The organism is Bradyrhizobium stylosanthis (assembly GCF_001641335.1).
Lineage (GTDB): Bacteria > Pseudomonadota > Alphaproteobacteria > Rhizobiales > Xanthobacteraceae > Bradyrhizobium > Bradyrhizobium stylosanthis.
The window spans coordinates 63,537-80,465 of the sequence record NZ_LVEM01000008.1 but is presented as its reverse complement, the minus strand read 5'-3'; the positions used below and the strand labels follow the sequence as shown (position 1 = coordinate 80,465).

Annotated in this window: 15 protein-coding genes; 5 read left to right on the top strand and 10 right to left on the bottom strand. The window is 65.7% G+C overall.

Annotated features, from left to right (window positions below; translation table 11 throughout):
- Window positions 1-29 precede the first annotated feature (29 nt).
- The 5 genes from A7X65_RS38230 to A7X65_RS38210 are packed head-to-tail and all read right to left on the bottom strand — an operon-like array spanning window position 30 to window position 4,621.
- The gene (locus tag A7X65_RS38230; protein ID WP_063694577.1) at window positions 30-914 is read right to left on the bottom strand and encodes an intradiol ring-cleavage dioxygenase; all 885 of its coding nucleotides are present in this window, start codon (window positions 912-914) and stop codon (window positions 30-32) included.
- Window positions 915-928: 14 nt separating this feature from the next.
- Window positions 929-1,831, bottom strand: coding sequence for an NAD(P)-dependent oxidoreductase (locus A7X65_RS38225; RefSeq protein WP_063694576.1), 903 nt, complete (start codon window positions 1,829-1,831; stop codon window positions 929-931).
- A gap of 21 nt (window positions 1,832-1,852) precedes the next feature.
- Window positions 1,853-3,217, bottom strand: a complete 1,365-nt coding sequence (locus tag A7X65_RS38220) for an amidohydrolase family protein (protein ID WP_063694575.1) — start codon at window positions 3,215-3,217, stop codon at window positions 1,853-1,855.
- A gap of 4 nt (window positions 3,218-3,221) precedes the next feature.
- Window positions 3,222-4,301, bottom strand: a complete 1,080-nt coding sequence (locus A7X65_RS38215) for a maleylacetate reductase (protein WP_063694574.1) — start codon at window positions 4,299-4,301, stop codon at window positions 3,222-3,224.
- On the bottom strand, window positions 4,298-4,621 hold the full coding sequence (locus A7X65_RS38210; RefSeq protein WP_063694573.1) for a Dabb family protein: 324 nt from the start codon (window positions 4,619-4,621) through the stop codon (window positions 4,298-4,300). The genes A7X65_RS38215 and A7X65_RS38210 overlap by 4 nt, the downstream gene beginning before the upstream one ends.
- Window positions 4,622-4,728: 107 nt before the next feature.
- On the opposite strand from A7X65_RS38210, the gene A7X65_RS38205 reads away from it, so the two are divergent.
- From A7X65_RS38205 to A7X65_RS38185, 5 genes are all read left to right on the top strand, one after another.
- Window positions 4,729-5,652, top strand: a complete 924-nt coding sequence (locus A7X65_RS38205; protein WP_063694572.1) for a LysR family transcriptional regulator — start codon at window positions 4,729-4,731, stop codon at window positions 5,650-5,652.
- A gap of 13 nt (window positions 5,653-5,665) precedes the next feature.
- Entirely contained in the window at window positions 5,666-7,111 is a 1,446-nt protein-coding gene (gene xylB / locus A7X65_RS38200) for a xylulokinase (RefSeq protein WP_063694571.1), read from the top strand.
- A 130-nt stretch (window positions 7,112-7,241) separates the two neighbouring features.
- A complete protein-coding gene (locus tag A7X65_RS38195) occupies window positions 7,242-8,765 on the top strand; it encodes a sugar ABC transporter ATP-binding protein (RefSeq protein WP_063694570.1) in 1,524 nt (507 codons plus the stop codon).
- Window positions 8,758-9,798, top strand: a complete 1,041-nt coding sequence (locus tag A7X65_RS38190; protein ID WP_063694569.1) for an ABC transporter permease subunit — start codon at window positions 8,758-8,760, stop codon at window positions 9,796-9,798. Before A7X65_RS38195 ends, A7X65_RS38190 begins: the two co-directional genes overlap by 8 nt.
- 107 nt (window positions 9,799-9,905) lie before the next feature.
- Window positions 9,906-10,853, top strand: a complete 948-nt coding sequence (locus A7X65_RS38185; protein ID WP_063694568.1) for an ABC transporter substrate-binding protein — start codon at window positions 9,906-9,908, stop codon at window positions 10,851-10,853.
- Window positions 10,854-10,983: 130 nt separating this feature from the next.
- Here the strand turns inward: A7X65_RS38185 and A7X65_RS38180 are convergent, their stop codons facing one another.
- Genes A7X65_RS38180 through dctP form a run of 5 tightly spaced genes read right to left on the bottom strand, consistent with a single transcriptional unit; the run spans window position 10,984 to window position 16,856 of the window.
- A complete protein-coding gene (locus A7X65_RS38180) occupies window positions 10,984-12,507 on the bottom strand; it encodes a malonate--CoA ligase (RefSeq protein ID WP_063694567.1) in 1,524 nt (507 codons plus the stop codon).
- Complete coding sequence (locus A7X65_RS38175; RefSeq protein WP_063694566.1) at window positions 12,504-13,913, bottom strand: malonyl-CoA decarboxylase; 1,410 nt, start codon at window positions 13,911-13,913, stop codon at window positions 12,504-12,506. The genes A7X65_RS38180 and A7X65_RS38175 overlap by 4 nt, the downstream gene beginning before the upstream one ends.
- A 17-nt stretch (window positions 13,914-13,930) precedes the next feature.
- On the bottom strand, window positions 13,931-15,286 hold the full coding sequence (locus A7X65_RS38170) for a TRAP transporter large permease (RefSeq protein WP_063694628.1): 1,356 nt from the start codon (window positions 15,284-15,286) through the stop codon (window positions 13,931-13,933).
- Window positions 15,283-15,840 carry a TRAP transporter small permease gene (locus A7X65_RS38165; RefSeq protein ID WP_156528434.1) on the bottom strand — a complete coding sequence of 186 codons (558 nt, stop codon included), beginning with the start codon at window positions 15,838-15,840 and terminating at the stop codon, window positions 15,283-15,285. The genes A7X65_RS38170 and A7X65_RS38165 overlap by 4 nt, the downstream gene beginning before the upstream one ends.
- Entirely contained in the window at window positions 15,837-16,856 is a 1,020-nt protein-coding gene (gene dctP / locus A7X65_RS38160; RefSeq protein ID WP_063694565.1) for a TRAP transporter substrate-binding protein DctP, read from the bottom strand. The genes A7X65_RS38165 and dctP overlap by 4 nt, the downstream gene beginning before the upstream one ends.
- Window positions 16,857-16,929: the final 73 nt, after the last annotated feature.

The following is a 16,929-nucleotide window of genomic DNA, read 5'->3' as shown; positions in this document are numbered from 1 at the left end:
CTTGCCGGTCCGCTGCGTTGTCGTCCGGCTTAGGCGGCCCTTGCGCTGCTCGCAACCTGCTTCAGGCCGAAATCGTAGTTGAGATGAAAATACGTGCTGTCCACCATGCGACCATCCGGCGCACGACCAGCGGGGTGCTCCGTAAATTCGCGGATCAGGCTGTCCTTGACGCCGAATACCACGTCGCTGTCGAGATATTTGTCGCCGGCGACGAACACATGCGTCACGAGCTGCTCGAAGCCGGGCGCGGAGATCATGAAGTGCACATGCGCGGGACGCCAGGGATGGCGTCCTTGTGCCTCCAGCATGTCGCCGACCGGGCCGTCATGCGGAATGGGGTAGGCGGCGGGCTTGATCGACCAGAAATGGAAGCGGCCGTTGGCATCGGTATGGAAGCGCGCGCGCATCGCAAGGTTACCGATCTCGTCGAGCTGCTGCACGTCGTAATAGCCGTCATCGTCGGAATGCCAGACGTCGACGATGGCGCCGGCCAGCGGCTTTCCGTCCACGGTCGAGACCGAGCCGGTGACCAGCATCGGGTCGCCTTCCATCGGGCCGGAGATATCGGCGCCGCTGTCCTTCTCCGGCGCGGCCTGGACGAAGAACGGGCCGAGCACCGTGGTCTCGGTCGCACCTTCCGGCACCGGATGGTTGATGGCGTCGACCAGCATCGAGACGCCGAGCGTGTCCGACAGCAGGATGAATTCCTGGCGCTTGTCGTCGCACATGTGCCCGGTGCGGGTCAGGAAATCGATGCCGTACTCCCATTCCTTCTGCGTCGGCCGCACCTCGCGGACGAAGGCGTGAAGGTGCCGCACCAGCGCCTCGCTGACTTGCTTGATGCGCGGATCGCTCGCACCCGCGATCCGCTCCAGCACCGCATCCGTGATCGTGTTCTCGTTGAAGTTACGCATGTCTATCTCCGCGATCAGAGTTTCGGTTCGCCAAGCCCGGACAGACGTTCCAGGTGCTTGACGGTCGCGATGAAGTCGGTGTCGCCGTCGCCTTGGGCGACCAGCGAGCCATAGGTCTCGCGCACTTGGGCTGCGAGCTGCAGCGGCACGCCGACGGCATGGCCGGCACCCAGGATGAGATCGAGGTCCTTGGCCATCTGCTTGCAGGAAAAGGTGGACTCGAAGTCGCGGCTGCGCAGCGGCGCCGTCTTGTACTTCACCATCGGCGACGCCACCGCGCTGTCGTCGAGCACCTTCAAAATGTCCTGCCAGGCGATGCCGCCCTTGCGCGCCAGCGCGAGGCTCTCCGCCATCATCGCCGCCGACACCGCGATCATGAGATTGACCGAGAGCTTTGCGTAGCGGGCTTCCTCGGCCGGCCCGAGATAGGTCTGGGCGCGGGTGAAGGCGGCGAACAGCGGCTTTGCGGTCTCGAAGGCGTCCTTTGGCCCCGAGACGAAGCAGGTCAGCGCGCCGGTGTGGACGATGCTGGCATTGCCGGAGACCGGTGAGCGCAGATAGGCAACGCCGCGTGCCTGTGCGGCAGCCGCAACCTCGGTGGAGGCATCGACGCTCACGGTGCTGGTTTCGATCAAGACAGATCCGGCGGCCATCGCTGCGATCAGGCCGGCGGGACCAAGCAGCGCGCCGCGCAAGGCAGCATCATCGGGCAGAGAGGTCACGACCGCGGCCTTGCCGTTCACCGCTTCAGTCGGCGAAGCGGCGATCGAAATGCCCTGTGCGCGCGCCTCGCTGGCGCGCGCCGCGCTCTGGTCGAACGCCGTGACGGCATAGCCGGCCTTGGCGACGAGCACCGACATCGGCAGGCCCATCTTGCCGATCCCGATGAAAGCGATGTTTTTCGATCCGTCTGTCATTGTTCTTGTCCGTTGGCGCCGTCAGGCGGCGCGTCCTTGTCGTTCGATGTCCTGCACCAGCCGCCGGCCGGATTGGCTCAGCAGCTCTTTCTTCGTCTCCAGTCCTTCGACCAGGAGCTTGCCATTCCGCTTCTTCCAGGCTCCGCCGATCATGACGGCCTCGATATTGGCAAGGCTCGTCTGCATCACGACGGTCGCAACGGGGTCGTGCACCGGATGGAGATTGAGATCGGAGGCGTTGATGATGACGAGGTCGGCGAGCTTGCCCGGCGTGAGCGAGCCGATCTGGTGCTCGCGGCCGAGCATGCGGGCGCCTTCGGTCGTGATCCAGCGCAGCGCCTCGCGCACGGGAATCGTGGTCGTCGCCGGAATGGTGCCGCTGGCTTTGCGCGACTCCGAATTGTCGAGCGCTCGCTGCATCGACAGCGCGACGCGCGCAGCAGAGACGAGATCGCCGGCCAGCACGGATTCCAGATCGATGCCGATGGTCGGCCGCACGCCGCGCTTGAGCAGGCGTCCGGTGATCGGAAAACCGTGGCCCTGGATCATCTCGTTCTCGGGCGTCACCGAGAACGAGACGCCGAGATCGACCATGCGGTCGAGCAGATCGTCAGGCAGGTCGTTGCCATGGACGATGTTGACGCCGGGGCCGACGAGTCCTGCCTCGATCAGCTTCTCCCAGCCGCCGGGCGTCTTGGCCGGGCCGCCGCCCTGATGCATCGAGGCAATCAGCTTGAGCTCGCGCGCCAGCCGGAAATCCTGCATGGCGACGTCGAGCGTCGAATAATGCGGGCCCAGGATGGCGAGCCCGAGCGTGACGAGCCCGTCGCGGTCGGCGAGGGGACCGGCCAGCAGCCGCTCGACCTCGCGGCGCGGATGCGGCACTTCCGAGAAATGCGGCTCGCCCGGCTTCGGCTCCGGCTTTGGCGAGCCATGGAAGAACGCCGCGCGGATGCCGCTCTCGATCAGCCCGCGCACGGCGGCATCGGTGTGATCGGGCGTCGGATTGTTGTGGCACCAGTCGACCAGCGTGGTGACGCCGTGGTTGATCTGGTTGAGCGCGCCGACGAGCGTCGCGATATAAATGTCCTCGGGCCGGAACACGGTCGCGAGGCCGGCATGCATGCGGCGGAAATATTCCAGCAGCGTCCAGTTCGCGGCAAAGCCGCGCAGGCCCGTCTGCCACGTGTGCATATGCGCGTTGATCAGGCCGGGGATGACGATGCGGCCTTTGCCGTCGAGGATCTCTGTGTCGGCCGCAACCTCGATCGATGGCCGCACATCAACGATGCGGCTACCCTCGACCAGCACGTCGCCGGTCGCGAGGTCGCCGATCGCGTCATCCATGCTGATGACGGTGGCCGATCTGATCAACGTGCGGCGCATCGCTTCAAGCCGCCGCTTTGACGGCGCCGGGCGGCTCGCCGGCCCAGGCGCGCGCGATCAGGTCGCGGATGGCATTGCGCTCCAGCGGGCGCGGGTTCCAATACGCGTTGGTGACGGCGAGGTCGGCTGCCTTGTCGATTTCGCTCTCGGGCATGCCGATATCACGCAGTGCCAGCTTCGCGCCCAGCCGCTTGGCGAGGTCATAGAGACCCTGCGATGCGTCGGCCGCGCCGATCGCACGCGAGATGCGCGCCATCGCATCGGGCACAGCCGGCGCGTTGTAGGCCAGCGCATGCGGCAGCACGATCGTGTGGGTCTCCGCATGCGGGAGGTCAAAAGTGCCGCCGAGCGTGTGGCAGAGCTTGTGATGCAGCGCCATGCCGACGGTGCCGAGACAAACGCCGCACAGCCAGGCGCCATAGAGAGCCTCGGTGCGGGCCTCGTGGTCGTCGCTCTTGGCCGCGATGGCGGGCAGGGCCCGCGCGAGCGCGCGAATTCCTTCCTCCGCCATCAGCGACGTCACGGGATTGGTGTCGCGCGCATAGAGCGCCTCGACGGCGTGCGCGATGGCGTTGATGCCTGATGTCGCCGCCAGGCTCGCCGGCAGCGTCAGGGTGAGGTCGACATCGTAGATCACGGTCTCCGGCAATATCGCCGCGTCGCGCACCGTGGTCTTTAGCCCATTCTCGGTCTGGCCGACGATCGGCGTCATCTCCGAGCCGGCATAGGTGGTGGGGATGCAGAGCTGGTTGACCCCGGTGCGCAAGGCCAGCGCCTTGCCGAGGCCCGTGGTCGAGCCGCCGCCGAGAGAGACGACGCAGTCGGCCTCGCAGGCTTTCATCGCGGCGAGCGCGCGCTCGGTAACGTCGACCGGCGTATGCATGGTCGCGCCCGGAAAGATGCCGGCATAGAGCGGGCCGAGCGCGGCGCCCAGGCTCTTGCCCTGCGCCTCCTGCTGCGGCGTCGTCAGCACCAGCGCGCGCTTGCCGCCGAGCCGTTCGACCTCGGCCTTTGCGCTCGCCAGGGTTCCGCTGCCGAACACGACGCGGCAGGGCAGGTTTTCAAAGGTGAACGAACCGATCATGCGCCGGTCTCTTTGATGGGATAATCGACCTGGAAGCGTCCGATCCGCAAGTCGCCAAGCGCCTCGCGGACGCGCAAATGTTCGGGGTGATTGGCGTAGGCGGCGAGGGCGGCCTGGCTGGTGAATTCGGAGAACAGCACCACGTCGCAGGCGTAGTCCACCGCGCTGACGTCCATGCCGATTTCGATATGGGTGAGGCCCTCGATCCGGCCCTTGAGGCCCTCGAACAGGGTTTTGACCTTGACCCGGGCGGCCGAGCGCTCCTCGGGGGTCTCCCCGCGCAGCCGCCACATCACGATGTGCCTGATCGGGCCCGACATTTCCTGATTTCCTCGCCTGCCATTGTGCTTTATTGGCGCCATTTTGCCTTGCAGAAATCGGAAATAAAGGTCAAAATTTGTAAGTCTCTTTTCCTTATTCCGCAAAAATGGACCGGCTGCTCCAACTCGAAGTCTTCTCCAAAACCGCCGAGCTCGGCAGCCTGTCCAAGGCCGCCGAAATCCTGCGGATGTCGAACGCGGCCGCCAGCCGCCATCTCAGCGCGCTGGAGGAGCGGCTTGCGGTCCGCCTGATCGAGCGCAACACGCGCCGGCAATGGCTGACCGAGGCAGGACAGGAGCTGCTGCAGCGCTGCAGCACGCTCTTGAACGAGCTCGCCGAAGCCGAGGACGCCGTCTCCGACCGCGCGTTGTCACCGAAGGGCATGCTGCGCGTCACGAGCTCGCTGTCCTTCGCGATGATCTATCTCGCGCCGATGCTGCCGGCCTTCCGCGCGCTCTATCCCGATCTCAGCGTCCAGATCATCAGCGCCAACCGCTATCTGGATTTCATCGAGGCCGGCATCGACGTGGCGATCCGCACGCGCGAGCACGAGCCGGATTCCAACATCATCGTCCGCCGCATCGGCCAGATGCACCGCGTGCTCGCGGCGGCTCCCTCCTATCTGGACAAGCACGGCCGGCCGGAGCATCCCGCCGATCTCGCCCGCCACAACATGCTGATCTACAACCTCGCCAACGATCCTTATTCGCTGCGGCTGAGCAAGGGCAGCGCGACGCAGACCGTCCGGATCGCGCCGACGCTCGACAGCAATGACGGCCAGATCATCTGCGGCGCGGCGCGCGCAGGGCTCGGCATCCTGATCCAGCCGCTTTACATCGTGCAGGGCGACATCGCGGCCGGCCGGCTGGTGCCCGTCCTGAGCGACTGGGAGCTGCCGCTGCTCACCATGAACATCGCCTATCAAAACCGCGTCAGGCTGCCCGCCAAGATCAGGGTCTTTTCCGACTTCCTGGTCACCCATATTCGCGAGCATTCGGAGCCGGGAATATGGATCGACACAGCGAAGTGAGCGGGAGACAATCATGTATCTCGGCATCGATCTCGGCACCTCCGCCGTCAAGACCGTTCTCGTCGACGATGCCCAGCGCGTGATTGCGAGCGAGAGCCGGCCGCTCGCGACCGTCTCGCCGCAACCAGGTTATTACGAGCAGGACCCCGCGCAGTGGATCGATGCGGCCTTTGCCACGCTGGATGCCCTGAAGGCGTCGCATGGAAAAGAGCTGGCGGCGGTCGAAGGCATCGGGCTGTCCGGCCAGATGCACGGTGCCACCTTGCTCGATGCGAGCTCGAAACCGCTGCGGCCCTGCATCCTCTGGAACGACGGACGCTCCGACGCCGAGTGTCGGATTCTCGAGCAGCGCTGGCCCGCCCTGCGCGCGACCACGGGCAACAAGGCGATGCCGGGATTCACCGCGCCGAAGCTGCTCTGGGTCGCGACGCATGAACCCGATATCTTTGCGGCGACGAAGCTCGTTCTGCTTCCCAAAGCCTATCTGCGCCTCGTCCTGTCGGGCGAGGCCGTCGAAGACGTCTCGGATGCATCGGGATCGCTGTGGCTCGACGTCGCTCGCCGCGACTGGTCCGACGCAGCTTTGGCCGCGACCGGACTGTCGCGCGATCACATGCCGCGCCTGGTCGAGGGATGTGCGCCTGCGGCACGGCTGCGGGGCGAGCTCGCGCAGCGCTGGGGCATGGCCAAGCCGCCGATCATCGCAGGCGGGGCCGGTGACAATCCGGCGGGCGCGGTCGGCATCGGTGCGATCCGGCCGGGAACCGCGTTCGTATCACTGGGAACCTCGGGTGCCCTGTTGGCGCCGACCGACAGGATTGCCGCCAACCCCGATCGCGTCGTGCACACGTTCTGTCATGCCATTCCCGGCATGTGGATCCAGGCCGGCGCGATCCTGTCGGCCGCCTCGTGCCTCGCCTGGGCCGCGCGCCTGTTCGGCGCCACCGAGGCCGAGCTGCTGGCGCCGCTGGGGTCGCGCCCGCAAGCGCCGTCTCCCGTGAGCTTCCTGCCTTATCTCGCCGGTGAACGGACGCCGCACGACGATCCCGCCGTGCGCGGCATGCTCGATGGTCTGAGCCACGGCACCGATCGCGCGGCGATCGTGCAGTCTGTGCTCGAGGGCGTTGCCTTCGCGCTCGCCGATTGCCGCGATGTGCTCGCAGATGCCGGCATGGCGATTGCGGAGGCCGACGTCATCGGAGGTGGTTCGCGGTCTCCGTTCTGGCTTTCGGTGCTGGCCAGCGTGTTGAATGTTCCGGTTCACCGTTTTGCCGGTGGTGAAACCGGCGCGGCGTTCGGTGCGGCGAGATTGGGGCGGCTTGCTGTCACGGGCGAGGCGATCCCCGCAATTTGCACGCGGCCGCAGCGCGTCGAGACGTTTGAACCCGACGCAAAACTGGTCGATGCGTATGCCGAGCGGCTTCCCGCCTGGCGCGAACTGTATCGGCCGCGCCACTAGCCGCGCTTCGATGCTCAATTCCCGTCTGTTCGGTATTGCCCTGGCTTGCGGCGTTTTGTTTAATGCGTGAGCCGCGCTGACACACCGATTGAGACGCGGGTAGGGAACGCATTGTGCGCCGGGAGGCACGATGAACGATCCGATCCTTGAGATGCGCGGGGTCTCGAAGACCTTCTTCGGCATTAAGGCGCTGCGTACGGTCGATCTCACCGTCTATGCCGGCGAAATCCATGCCCTGATGGGCGAGAACGGCGCCGGCAAATCGACGCTGATGAAGATCCTGTCCGGCGCCTACCGGCCCGATCCCGGCGGCGAGATCCGCATCGAAGGACATCCGGTGCGGATCGAAGGCCCGCTCGGCGGCCGTGCGGCGGGCATCTCGATCATCTATCAGGAGCTGTCGTTGGCTCCCAATCTCAGTGTTGCCGAGAACATCTATCTGGGGCGGGAGATCTCGCGTGCCGGCTTGCTGGCGCGCAGCACGATGCGCGAGGGCGTCGGCCCGATCCTGAAGCGGCTGGGAGCGGACTTCCTGCCATCGACGCTGGTGGCGCATCTGTCCATGGGGCAGCGGCAACTGGTCGAGATCGCGCGGGCGCTGCATGCGAGATCAAAGATCCTGATCATGGACGAGCCGACCACCTCGCTGTCGGCGGCCGAAAGCGAGCGGCTGTTCGCGCTGATCCGCCAGCTGCGCTCCGAGGGGCTTGCCATCATCTACATCTCGCATCGCATGGACGAGGTCTACGCGCTCGGCGACCGCGTCACCGTGCTGCGCGACGGCCGGCTGGTCGGCTCGCTCGACAAGCCCGATATCCGCGCCGATACCATCGTCCGCCTGATGGTCGGGCGCGACGTCTCCTCCTTCTACAAGAAGGATCACGATCCCGGCGCGGGGCGGGGGCACCCGGTGCTGGCGGCGATCGACATGGCCGACGGCCACCGCGTCAAGGGCTGCTCGCTCACCGTACATGCCGGCGAGGTGGTCGGGCTCGCCGGGCTGATCGGCGCGGGCCGCACCGAGCTTGCGCATCTCATCATCGGCGCATCGGCGAGAACCTCGGGCCGTCTCGAACTCGAGGGCCGCCCGATCGACATCCGTACCCCCGGCGCCGCGCTCGAGGCCGGCATTGCCTATCTGACCGAGGACAGGAAGGCGCTCGGCCTGTTCCTCGACATGTCATGCCTGGACAACATCAATCTCGCGGTGCTCGGACGCGATGCCAAGCTCGGCTGGGTCCTGGATCGCGACAAGGGTCGCGAGCGCGCCGACCGGGCCTTTGCAGGGCTCAGCATCCGTGCCGCCAGTGTCGGCGTTCCCGCGGGCGGTCTGTCGGGCGGCAACCAGCAGAAGGTACTGCTGTCGCGGCTGCTTGCCATTGCGCCGAAGGTCCTCATCCTCGACGAGCCGACGCGCGGGGTCGACGTCGGTGCCAAATCCGAGATCTATTCGATCATCGACAATCTGGCCAAGGTCGGCACCGCGATCCTCGTCATCTCCTCCGATCTGCCGGAGATCATCGGCATCTGCGACCGCGTCATCGTGATGCGCGCCGGGCACATCGCCGGCGAGGTCGCACGCGGGCCGCATTCGCCGCTCACGCAGGAAGACATCATGGCGCTTGCCACGGGGATGGAGCATCTGGATGCCTGACAATGGTGCATCGCAGGCCAAGCCCGCGCCCTCGACGACCAACGGCGCGGCTGCGGAGACCAAGCGCCAGCGGGTGAGGATGCTGATCAGCGCGCTCGGCATGCTGCCGGTGCTGCTGATCTTGTGCATCGGCTTTCATTTTCTCTCCGAGGGGCGCTTCTTCACCGGACAGAATCTCGGCATCGTGCTGCAGCAGGCCGCGGTGAACACCGTGCTCGCCGCGGGCATGACCTTCGTCATCCTCACCGGCGGTATCGACCTCTCGGTCGGCTCGATCCTCGCGGCCTCGGCCATGGCTGGTCTGACGCTCTCCAAGCTGCCGGAGCTCGGGATGCTATGGCTGCCGGTCTCCGTCCTCACCGGCCTTGGCTTCGGCATCGTCAACGGCGCGTTGATCGCGCTGCTGCGCCTGCCGCCCTTCATCGTCACGCTCGGCTCTCTCACCGCCGTGCGCGGCCTCGCTCGGCTGCTCGGCGCCGACACCACCGTGTTCAATCCGTCCATTCCCTATGCCTTCATCGGCAACGGCTCGCTGACGCTCATTCCGGGCGTCGCGTCGATCCCGTGGCTCTCGGTGATCGCCTTGCTCGTCATCTTCGTCTCGTGGCTGGTGCTGCGCCGGACCGTGCTCGGCGTGCACATCTATGCGGTTGGCGGCAATGAGAGCGCGGCGCGGCTCGCCGGCATCAAGGTCTGGGCCGTGCTGATCTTCGTCTACGGCATCTCCGGACTCTTCGCCGGGCTGGGCGGTGCCATGCAGGCGGCGCGGCTCTATGCCGCCAACGGCCTGCAGCTCGGCCAGTCCTACGAGCTCGATGCCATCACCGCCGTAATTCTCGGCGGAACCTCGTTCGTCGGCGGCATTGGCTCGATCTGGGGCACGCTGATCGGCGCGTTGATCATCGCGGTGCTCTCGAACGGCCTGATCCTGATTGGTGTCTCCGACATCTGGCAATATGTGATCAAGGGTCTCGTGATCATCGGCGCCGTGGCACTGGATCGTTACCGGCTGCAAGGCTCCGCCAGAACGTGAAGGCTCCGCCAGAACGTGAAGGCGCGGCCAGGACGTGAAGATACGAGGTTCCGCTGCGGCAACTGGTCTGCCGTGCCGGGGATGAAGACAGACCAGGGAGGAAACCAATGTTGAAGACGATCACGCTCGCCGGCGCCGCGACGGCGCTTGCCCTCAGCGCCGCGCCATGCTTCGCCAAGGAGCTCAAGTCGATCGGCGTCTCGCTGGGATCGATGGGCAACCCGTTCTTTGTAGCGCTGTCGAAGGGCGCCGAGTTCGAGGCCAAGAAGACCAATCCCAACGTGAAGATCACGACGGTCGGCTTCGAATACGATCTCGGCAAGCAGGTCACCCAGATCGACAATTTCATCGCCGCCGGCGTCGACCTGATCCTGCTCAACCCCGGCGATCCCAAGGCGATCGGGCCGGCGATCAAGAAGGCGCAAGCCGCCGGCATCGTCGTCGTCGCGGTCGACACCGCGGCCGAAGGCGCCGATGCCACCGTGACCACGAACAACGTGCAGGCCGGCGAGATCTCCTGCCAGTACATCGTCGACAAGCTGGGCGGGAAGGGCGACGTCGTCATCGAGAACGGGCCGCAGGTCTCCGCCGTGATCGACCGCGTCGTCGGTTGCAAGAACGTCCTGTCGAAGAATCCCGGCATCAAGGTGCTGTCCAGCGACCAGGACGGCAAGGGCTCGCGCGAAGGCGGCCTGACTGTGGCACAGGGTTATCTGACCCGCTTCCCCAAGATCGACGCCATCTTCGCGATCAACGATCCTCAGGCGATCGGCACCGACCTTGCCGCGCGCCAGCAGAACCGCACGGGCATCATCATCACGGCGGTCGACGGCGCGCCCGACATCGAGGCCGCGCTGAAAGATCCGCAGTCGCCGCAGATCCAGGCGTCCGCTTCGCAGGATCCGTTCTTCATGGCGCGGCGCGCGGTGCAGGTCGGCGTCGGCATTCTCAATGGCCAGAAGCCGGCCTCGACCGTCGAGCTCCTGCCGTCCAAGCTCGTGACCAGAGACAACATCGCCGAATACAAGGGCTGGACGTCGGATCGGTCCCAGTAACAAGGCCGCTTCCTGGGGGGAGGGCTCCCAACACCGGAATGGCAGGCGGCGTCTTGATCGCGCCGCCTGCAGTTCATGATCGCCAATATGCGCGCCGCTCACGCGCGCTCGCGCGCGAACGGTCGCCGATCTAGCGGGCCTTCGCCGAGTACACGTCGGCAAAACGCTCGCGCAGGAGATTCTTCTGCACCTTGCCCATCGTATTGCGCGGCAGTTCGTCGACGAAGATGACGCGCTTGGGCTGCTTGAACTTGGCCAATCGTCCGGAAAGCGCCTCCAGAATGGAGCGTTCGTCTACGGCGGAGCCATTCGAGCGGACGACGGCGGCGGTTACGCCTTCACCGAAGTCGGCATGAGGCACGCCGACGACGGCACTCTCGGAGACGCCGGGAATGGCGTCGATCTCCGTCTCGATCTCCTTCGGGTAGACGTTGAAACCTCCGGTGATGATGAGGTCCTTGCCGCGGCCGACGATGTACAGGCAGCCACGTGCATCGCGCTTGCCGAGGTCGCCCGTGATGAAGAAGCCGTCGAGGCGGAATTCGGCCGCCGTCTTGTCGGGCATGTTCCAGTAGCCGGCGAACACGTTCGGCCCCTTCACTTCGATCATGCCGACCTCGTCGGTAGACAGGATGGCGCCGCTCTCGGGATCGGCGATGCGGATCTCGACGGCGGGCAGGGGATGCCCCACCGAGCCTGGAATGCGCGGACCGTCATAGGGATTGGAGGCGATCATGCCGGTCTCGGTCATGCCGTAGCGCTCGAGGATCTCGTGACCTGTCCTGTCTTTCCAGTCGCGATGCGTTTCCGCGAGCAATGGCGCCGAACCGGCGACGAACAGTCTCATGTTCGCGGTCGTGATCTTGCTCAAATTCGCGCTCTGCAGCAGCCTGACATAGAAGGTGGGGACGCCCATCAGCACCGTCGCCCGGTCCATGGCGGCCAGAATGCGTTCGCCGTCGAACTTCTGCATGAACAGCATGCGTGCGCGTGCCGCGAATGTCACGTTGCCGGCCACGAACAGCCCGTGGATGTGATAGATCGGCAGGGCGTGGATCAGGATGTCGCGGTGCGAGTAGCGCCATTGCTCGACCAGGGTCAGTGCGTTCGAGACGAGATTGCCGTGCGTCAGCATGGCCCCCTTCGAGCGGCCGGTCGTCCCTGACGTGTAGAGGATGGCGGCGAGATCGTCCTTCGCGCGCGGCACGGTATCGAAATCCGCTGCAAGACCCGCTGCGGCGTCGATGAGCGAGCCATGGCCCTGCTCATCGAGCGTTTCGACGCGTCCGCCGGCCTTCGCGGCAATCGCGCGCAGGTCGGCTTCGTCCCTTGGATCGCACACGATCAATGTCGGCTGCGCGTCGCGGATGAAGTATTCGGTTTCTGCTGCTGTATAGGCGGTATTCAGCGGCAGATAGGCTGCACCGGAGCGAAGCGTCGCAAGATAGAGTGCGAGGGCTTCGACGGACTTCTCGACCTTGGCCGCAACCCGGTGGTTTGGACCGATGCCGCTGCCGGCAAGTAAATTCGCAATCCTTCCGCTGAGGGCGGCAAGGTCGGCATAGCTCAGTGTCGCGCCGTTGTCCTTCTCGATGCAGATCGACTGGTCGGAAGCCGCGCCGGCGAGCAGGCGGTCGTACAGATTCCAGGTCATGACGAGATCTTCCGTTGCGAGTTGGTGGGAGGACTGGGGACGAGGTCGCGCGATGACAACTTCGCGCGAAGCGCCTTCTTGACCTTGTCGGACGCTACGACGGTGCCGTGTTCGGCAAACGCTTCGTGGTTCGCCTCGATGTGCTCGAGCGCGTAGAGATAGTTCACCATGAGCCCGTATGACTGCTTCATGCCCTTGGCGGAGCCATAGCCGAGGAAGTTCAGCCGTTCGAGGCGCGCGCCGTTGCCGAGATGGAAGCGGGCGACCGGGTCGACCGGCTTGCCGGACGGCAGCTTCGCCTTGAGGAAGTAATAGGCGGCGAGCGCGGTGATGGCATCCTTCGCCTGTGCGACGTCGCCGCCGCTGTCGAGCGCAGCGATCGCTCCGCTCGTGTCCTCGTCGATCGCGGCGGAAGCCTCGGTCTTGAGCTCGCGCCTGACCCAGCCGGCAAAGCCGGGAACGGGCGACAGAGTGACGAAGGTCTTCAGGTTCGGCAGCTCGCGGGCGAGGTCCTGCACCACCTGCTTGATCAGGAAGTTGCCGAAGGAGACGCCGGCAAGTCCCTTTTGCGTGTTCGAGATCGAATAGAACACGGCCGTCGTCGCCTCGCGCGCCGCGATCGCCTGGCGCGATTTGTCCAGCAGCGGGCCGATCGCGCCGGGAATCTCCCGGGTGAGCGCGACCTCGACGAAAATCAGCGGCTCGTCGACCAGCTGCGGATGAAAGAACGCATAGCAGCGGCGATCCGGCGGCTCGAGCCGGTTGCGTAAGTCGTCCCAGTCCTGGATGGCATGGACGGCTTCATACCTGATGATCTTCTCCAGGATGTTCGCCGAGGTGGTCCAGTCGATCGGCCGCAGCACCAGAAAGCCGCGGTTGAACCAGGACGAGAACAGATGGACGAAATCGTCGTCGACCGCCTGGAGCTCGGGATGCTCGCGCAGCAGCGAGAGCAACACCTCCCGCATCCGCACCAGCGAGGCCGTTCCGCCGGGCGCGAGGTTGAGGCGTCGTATCAGTTCCTGCCGGCGCGGCTCCGCGGCGGCATGGAGCGCTTCGAGCTTGGACCCGTCGCCGCCCTCCTTGCGCTGGTAGGCGGCGATCGCGAGCTCGATCGCGCGGCGGTCGGGCCCGAACCGGTCGGCGAGCGAGGCGAGGAATTTCAGCCGCTCCGGCTCGGCCGCCTGCTCGAAGGCCGCCAGCAGCGATTGCGCGATCGCTACGCCGGAAGCCTCGCCGCGCCGGGACAGCAGCGCTTCGCCGAGAAGCGCGAGATCGCGATCCTCGCCCGCCTCGCGGTCCGGCTTCATGCCGAGAACCGCGCGGCCGCGTTGCGTCAGCGTGTCGATCAGCCCTGCCAGGAATTCCGGTGCGGCAATGCGTCCGGATCGGATGTCGTTCAGCATGGGGCGTGGCTCCTCGATTATCGCGATGGCGGACCCATCACGAGGTTGGGCAGAAAGGTCGAGATTGACGGGACAAGGCACAGCAAGACGACCGCGAACCCCATCAGCACGACGAAAGGCAGCGTTCCCCAGATCACGTCCCGTAGGGGGATGTCAGGTGCGATGTTCCTGATGACGAAGATGTTGAGGCCGACGGGCGGATGGATGAGGCCCATCTCCATCACGATCGTCATCACCACGCCGAACCAGATCAGGTCGAAGCCGGCGTCCTTGAGCGGCGGCAGGATGATCGGCGCCGTCATCAGGATGATCGAGACCGGCGGCAGGAAGAAGCCGAGCACGACCACCAGCACCAGGATCGCCCCCAGCAGCACCCATCGCGACAGCTGCATCGCCACGATCGCCTGCGCCGCCGCCTGGCTGATGTGGAGATAGCTCATCACGTAGGAGTAGAGCAGCGACATGCCGATGATCAGCATCAGCATGGTCGACTCCTTCAGCGTCGATTCCAGGATCGGACCGAGATCCCGTGGCCGCCACACGCCGTAGATTGAGGCGATCAGGACCAGCGCCAGGATGCCGCCGAGCCCGGCGGTCTCCGACGGCGTGGCGTAGCCGCCATAGAGTGCGATCATGACGCCGCTGAGCAGCACGACGAAGGGCATGACGCGCGGCAGCGCGCCGAACCGCATCGCCATGGTGAAGCGTTCGTTCGATAGGATCGGGTGCTGCGCCGGATCGGCCGCATAGGCGCGTTGCGCCGCGGCGTATTCGGCCTTGAACCTCAGCACCGCGTAGGTCGCGAACAGCAGCACCAGGAGAAGGCCGGGTCCGATGCCGGCGAGGAAGAGCCGCCCGAGCGATTGCTCCGCAGCGACCGCGTACAGGATCATGGTGATCGAGGGCGGCAGCAGGATGCCGAGCGTGCCGCCGGCGGCGATCACGCCGGCGGCGAAGCCGCCGGAATAACCGCGCTTGCGCATTTCGGGAATGCCGGCCGAGCCGATCGCCGAGCAGGTGGCCGGAGACGATCCGGCCATCGCGGCGAACAGCGCGCAGGCGAACACGTTGGCGATGCCGAGTCCGCCGGGGATGCGGCCCATCCAGACATGCAGCGCGCTGTAGAGATCCTGTCCCGCCTTGGACTTGCCGATCGCGGCCCCCTTCAGGATGAAGAGCGGGATCGCCAGCAGCGTGATCGAGGCCATCTCCTCGTAGACGTTCTGCGTCACCGTATCCAGCGACGCGGCGGGCATGAAGAAATACATGAAGATGACGGCGACCGCGCCGAGCGCCAGCGCAATCGGCATGCCCGAAGCCATGACGGCGAGGGTCGCACCACCATACATCAGTCCGACGGCAAGCGTGCTCATTTGCTCCTCCATGCATCGAGGCTCGTGGCGAGCTGGAGCGCGATCTGCAGCGTCATCAGCGTCATGCCCAGCGACATCATGCTGTAGGGAATCCACAGCGGCGGGGCCCATGTCGAACCGGACACTTGTCCGTCGACCCAGGCTTCGTGGAACAGCGTCCAGGATTTCCAGGCGAAGAAGCAGCAGAACAGCAGGCTCGCGGTGTCGACCACGAGCAGGCGGATCTTGTTGCCGCGCTTCGACAGATAGCCGGTGAGGGCCTCGATGCCGATATGGCCGCGCCCGGCCTGCACGAACGCGGTGGACAGGAAGGTGGCGCCGACCAGCAGGAACACTGCGGCTTCGTCCTGCCAATAGGTTGCCGCGTTGAAGAAATAGCGCGCGGCCACGCTGTAGCTCAGGATCGAGCTGGCGACGATGAGCGCGATCGAGCAGAGCACGACGATCGCCCTGTTGAGCAGGGTCATCGCGCGCGTGATCCGTCCCACCGGGGAGCCGGGCCGCGCCGCTGTCATGACAGGGGAGTGGCCGAGGTCGACACCGTGCGCGCTCATGACCCGGCCTCCACGGCGAGCTTGATCAGGTGGGCGCAGTTCTCGTTCTTGTTGGCGTAGTCCTTCCAGGCCGTGTCGCGCGCAAGCTCGCGCCATGCCTGAACCGTCTTGTCGTCGAGATCGTGCACCGTCGCGCCGGCGGCCTGGTAGACCTTGGCGACGCGGATGTCGTCCTCCACCGCCGCTGCGCGGCCGAACGCTTCGAGCTCGGCGCCGACCGAGACGATGACGTCGCGCTCCTCGCTCGAAAGCCGGTCGAACACCGCCTTCGACATCACGAGCGGCTCGAGCATGAACCAGTAGCTCTTCGCCCGCCCGGTCGTCAGATGCTTGGCGAGCTCTTCAAGGCGGAAGGAGGTCAGGCTGGTGGACGAGGTGAGGGCGGCATCGCACGCGCCGGTCTGCATCGCCGCATAGAGTTCGTTGGAGGGCAGCGACAGCACCGAGGCGCCAGCCGCTTGCAGCACGAGATCCATCTCGCGTGAGCCGCCGCGGATCTTCATGCCCTTGGCATCGCCGACTTCGACCAGCGGACGCGAGCGGCTGGCCACGCCGCCGGCCTGCCAGATCCAGGTGATGATGACGAGGCCCTTGGCGGCGAGGAATTTGCTGAACTCCTGGCCGATCGGCTTGTTCTTCCAGCCGAGGCCTTCGTCGTAACCGGTGACGAGACCCGGCATCAGGCCGATGTTGAGTTCGGGAAGATCGCCGCCGGCGTAGGAGATCGGAATGAGGCTCATGTCGAGCGCGCCTTTGCGCATCGCCGAAACCTGCGCGTTGGTCTTCATCAGCGACGAGCCCGGATAGATCTCGGCGGTCATCGCGCCTTTGCTGCGCTCCTGGATCAGCGCCGCGAAGCGCCGGCAAAGCCGGTCGCGGAAATCGCCCTCGGTCGCTGTGCCTCCCGGAAACTGGTGCGAGATCTTCAGGGCCGTGGCCGCGCGCGCCTCTCCGGACCGGAGCAGCGCCGGGGCTGCGATTCCCAGGGCCAAGGCCTGGCGTCGTGACATCCTCATTCCATACCTCCCGTTGCCTGATTGCATTTTTTAATTCTAATATTGCATACAATTCATATATGAACTGCATGCT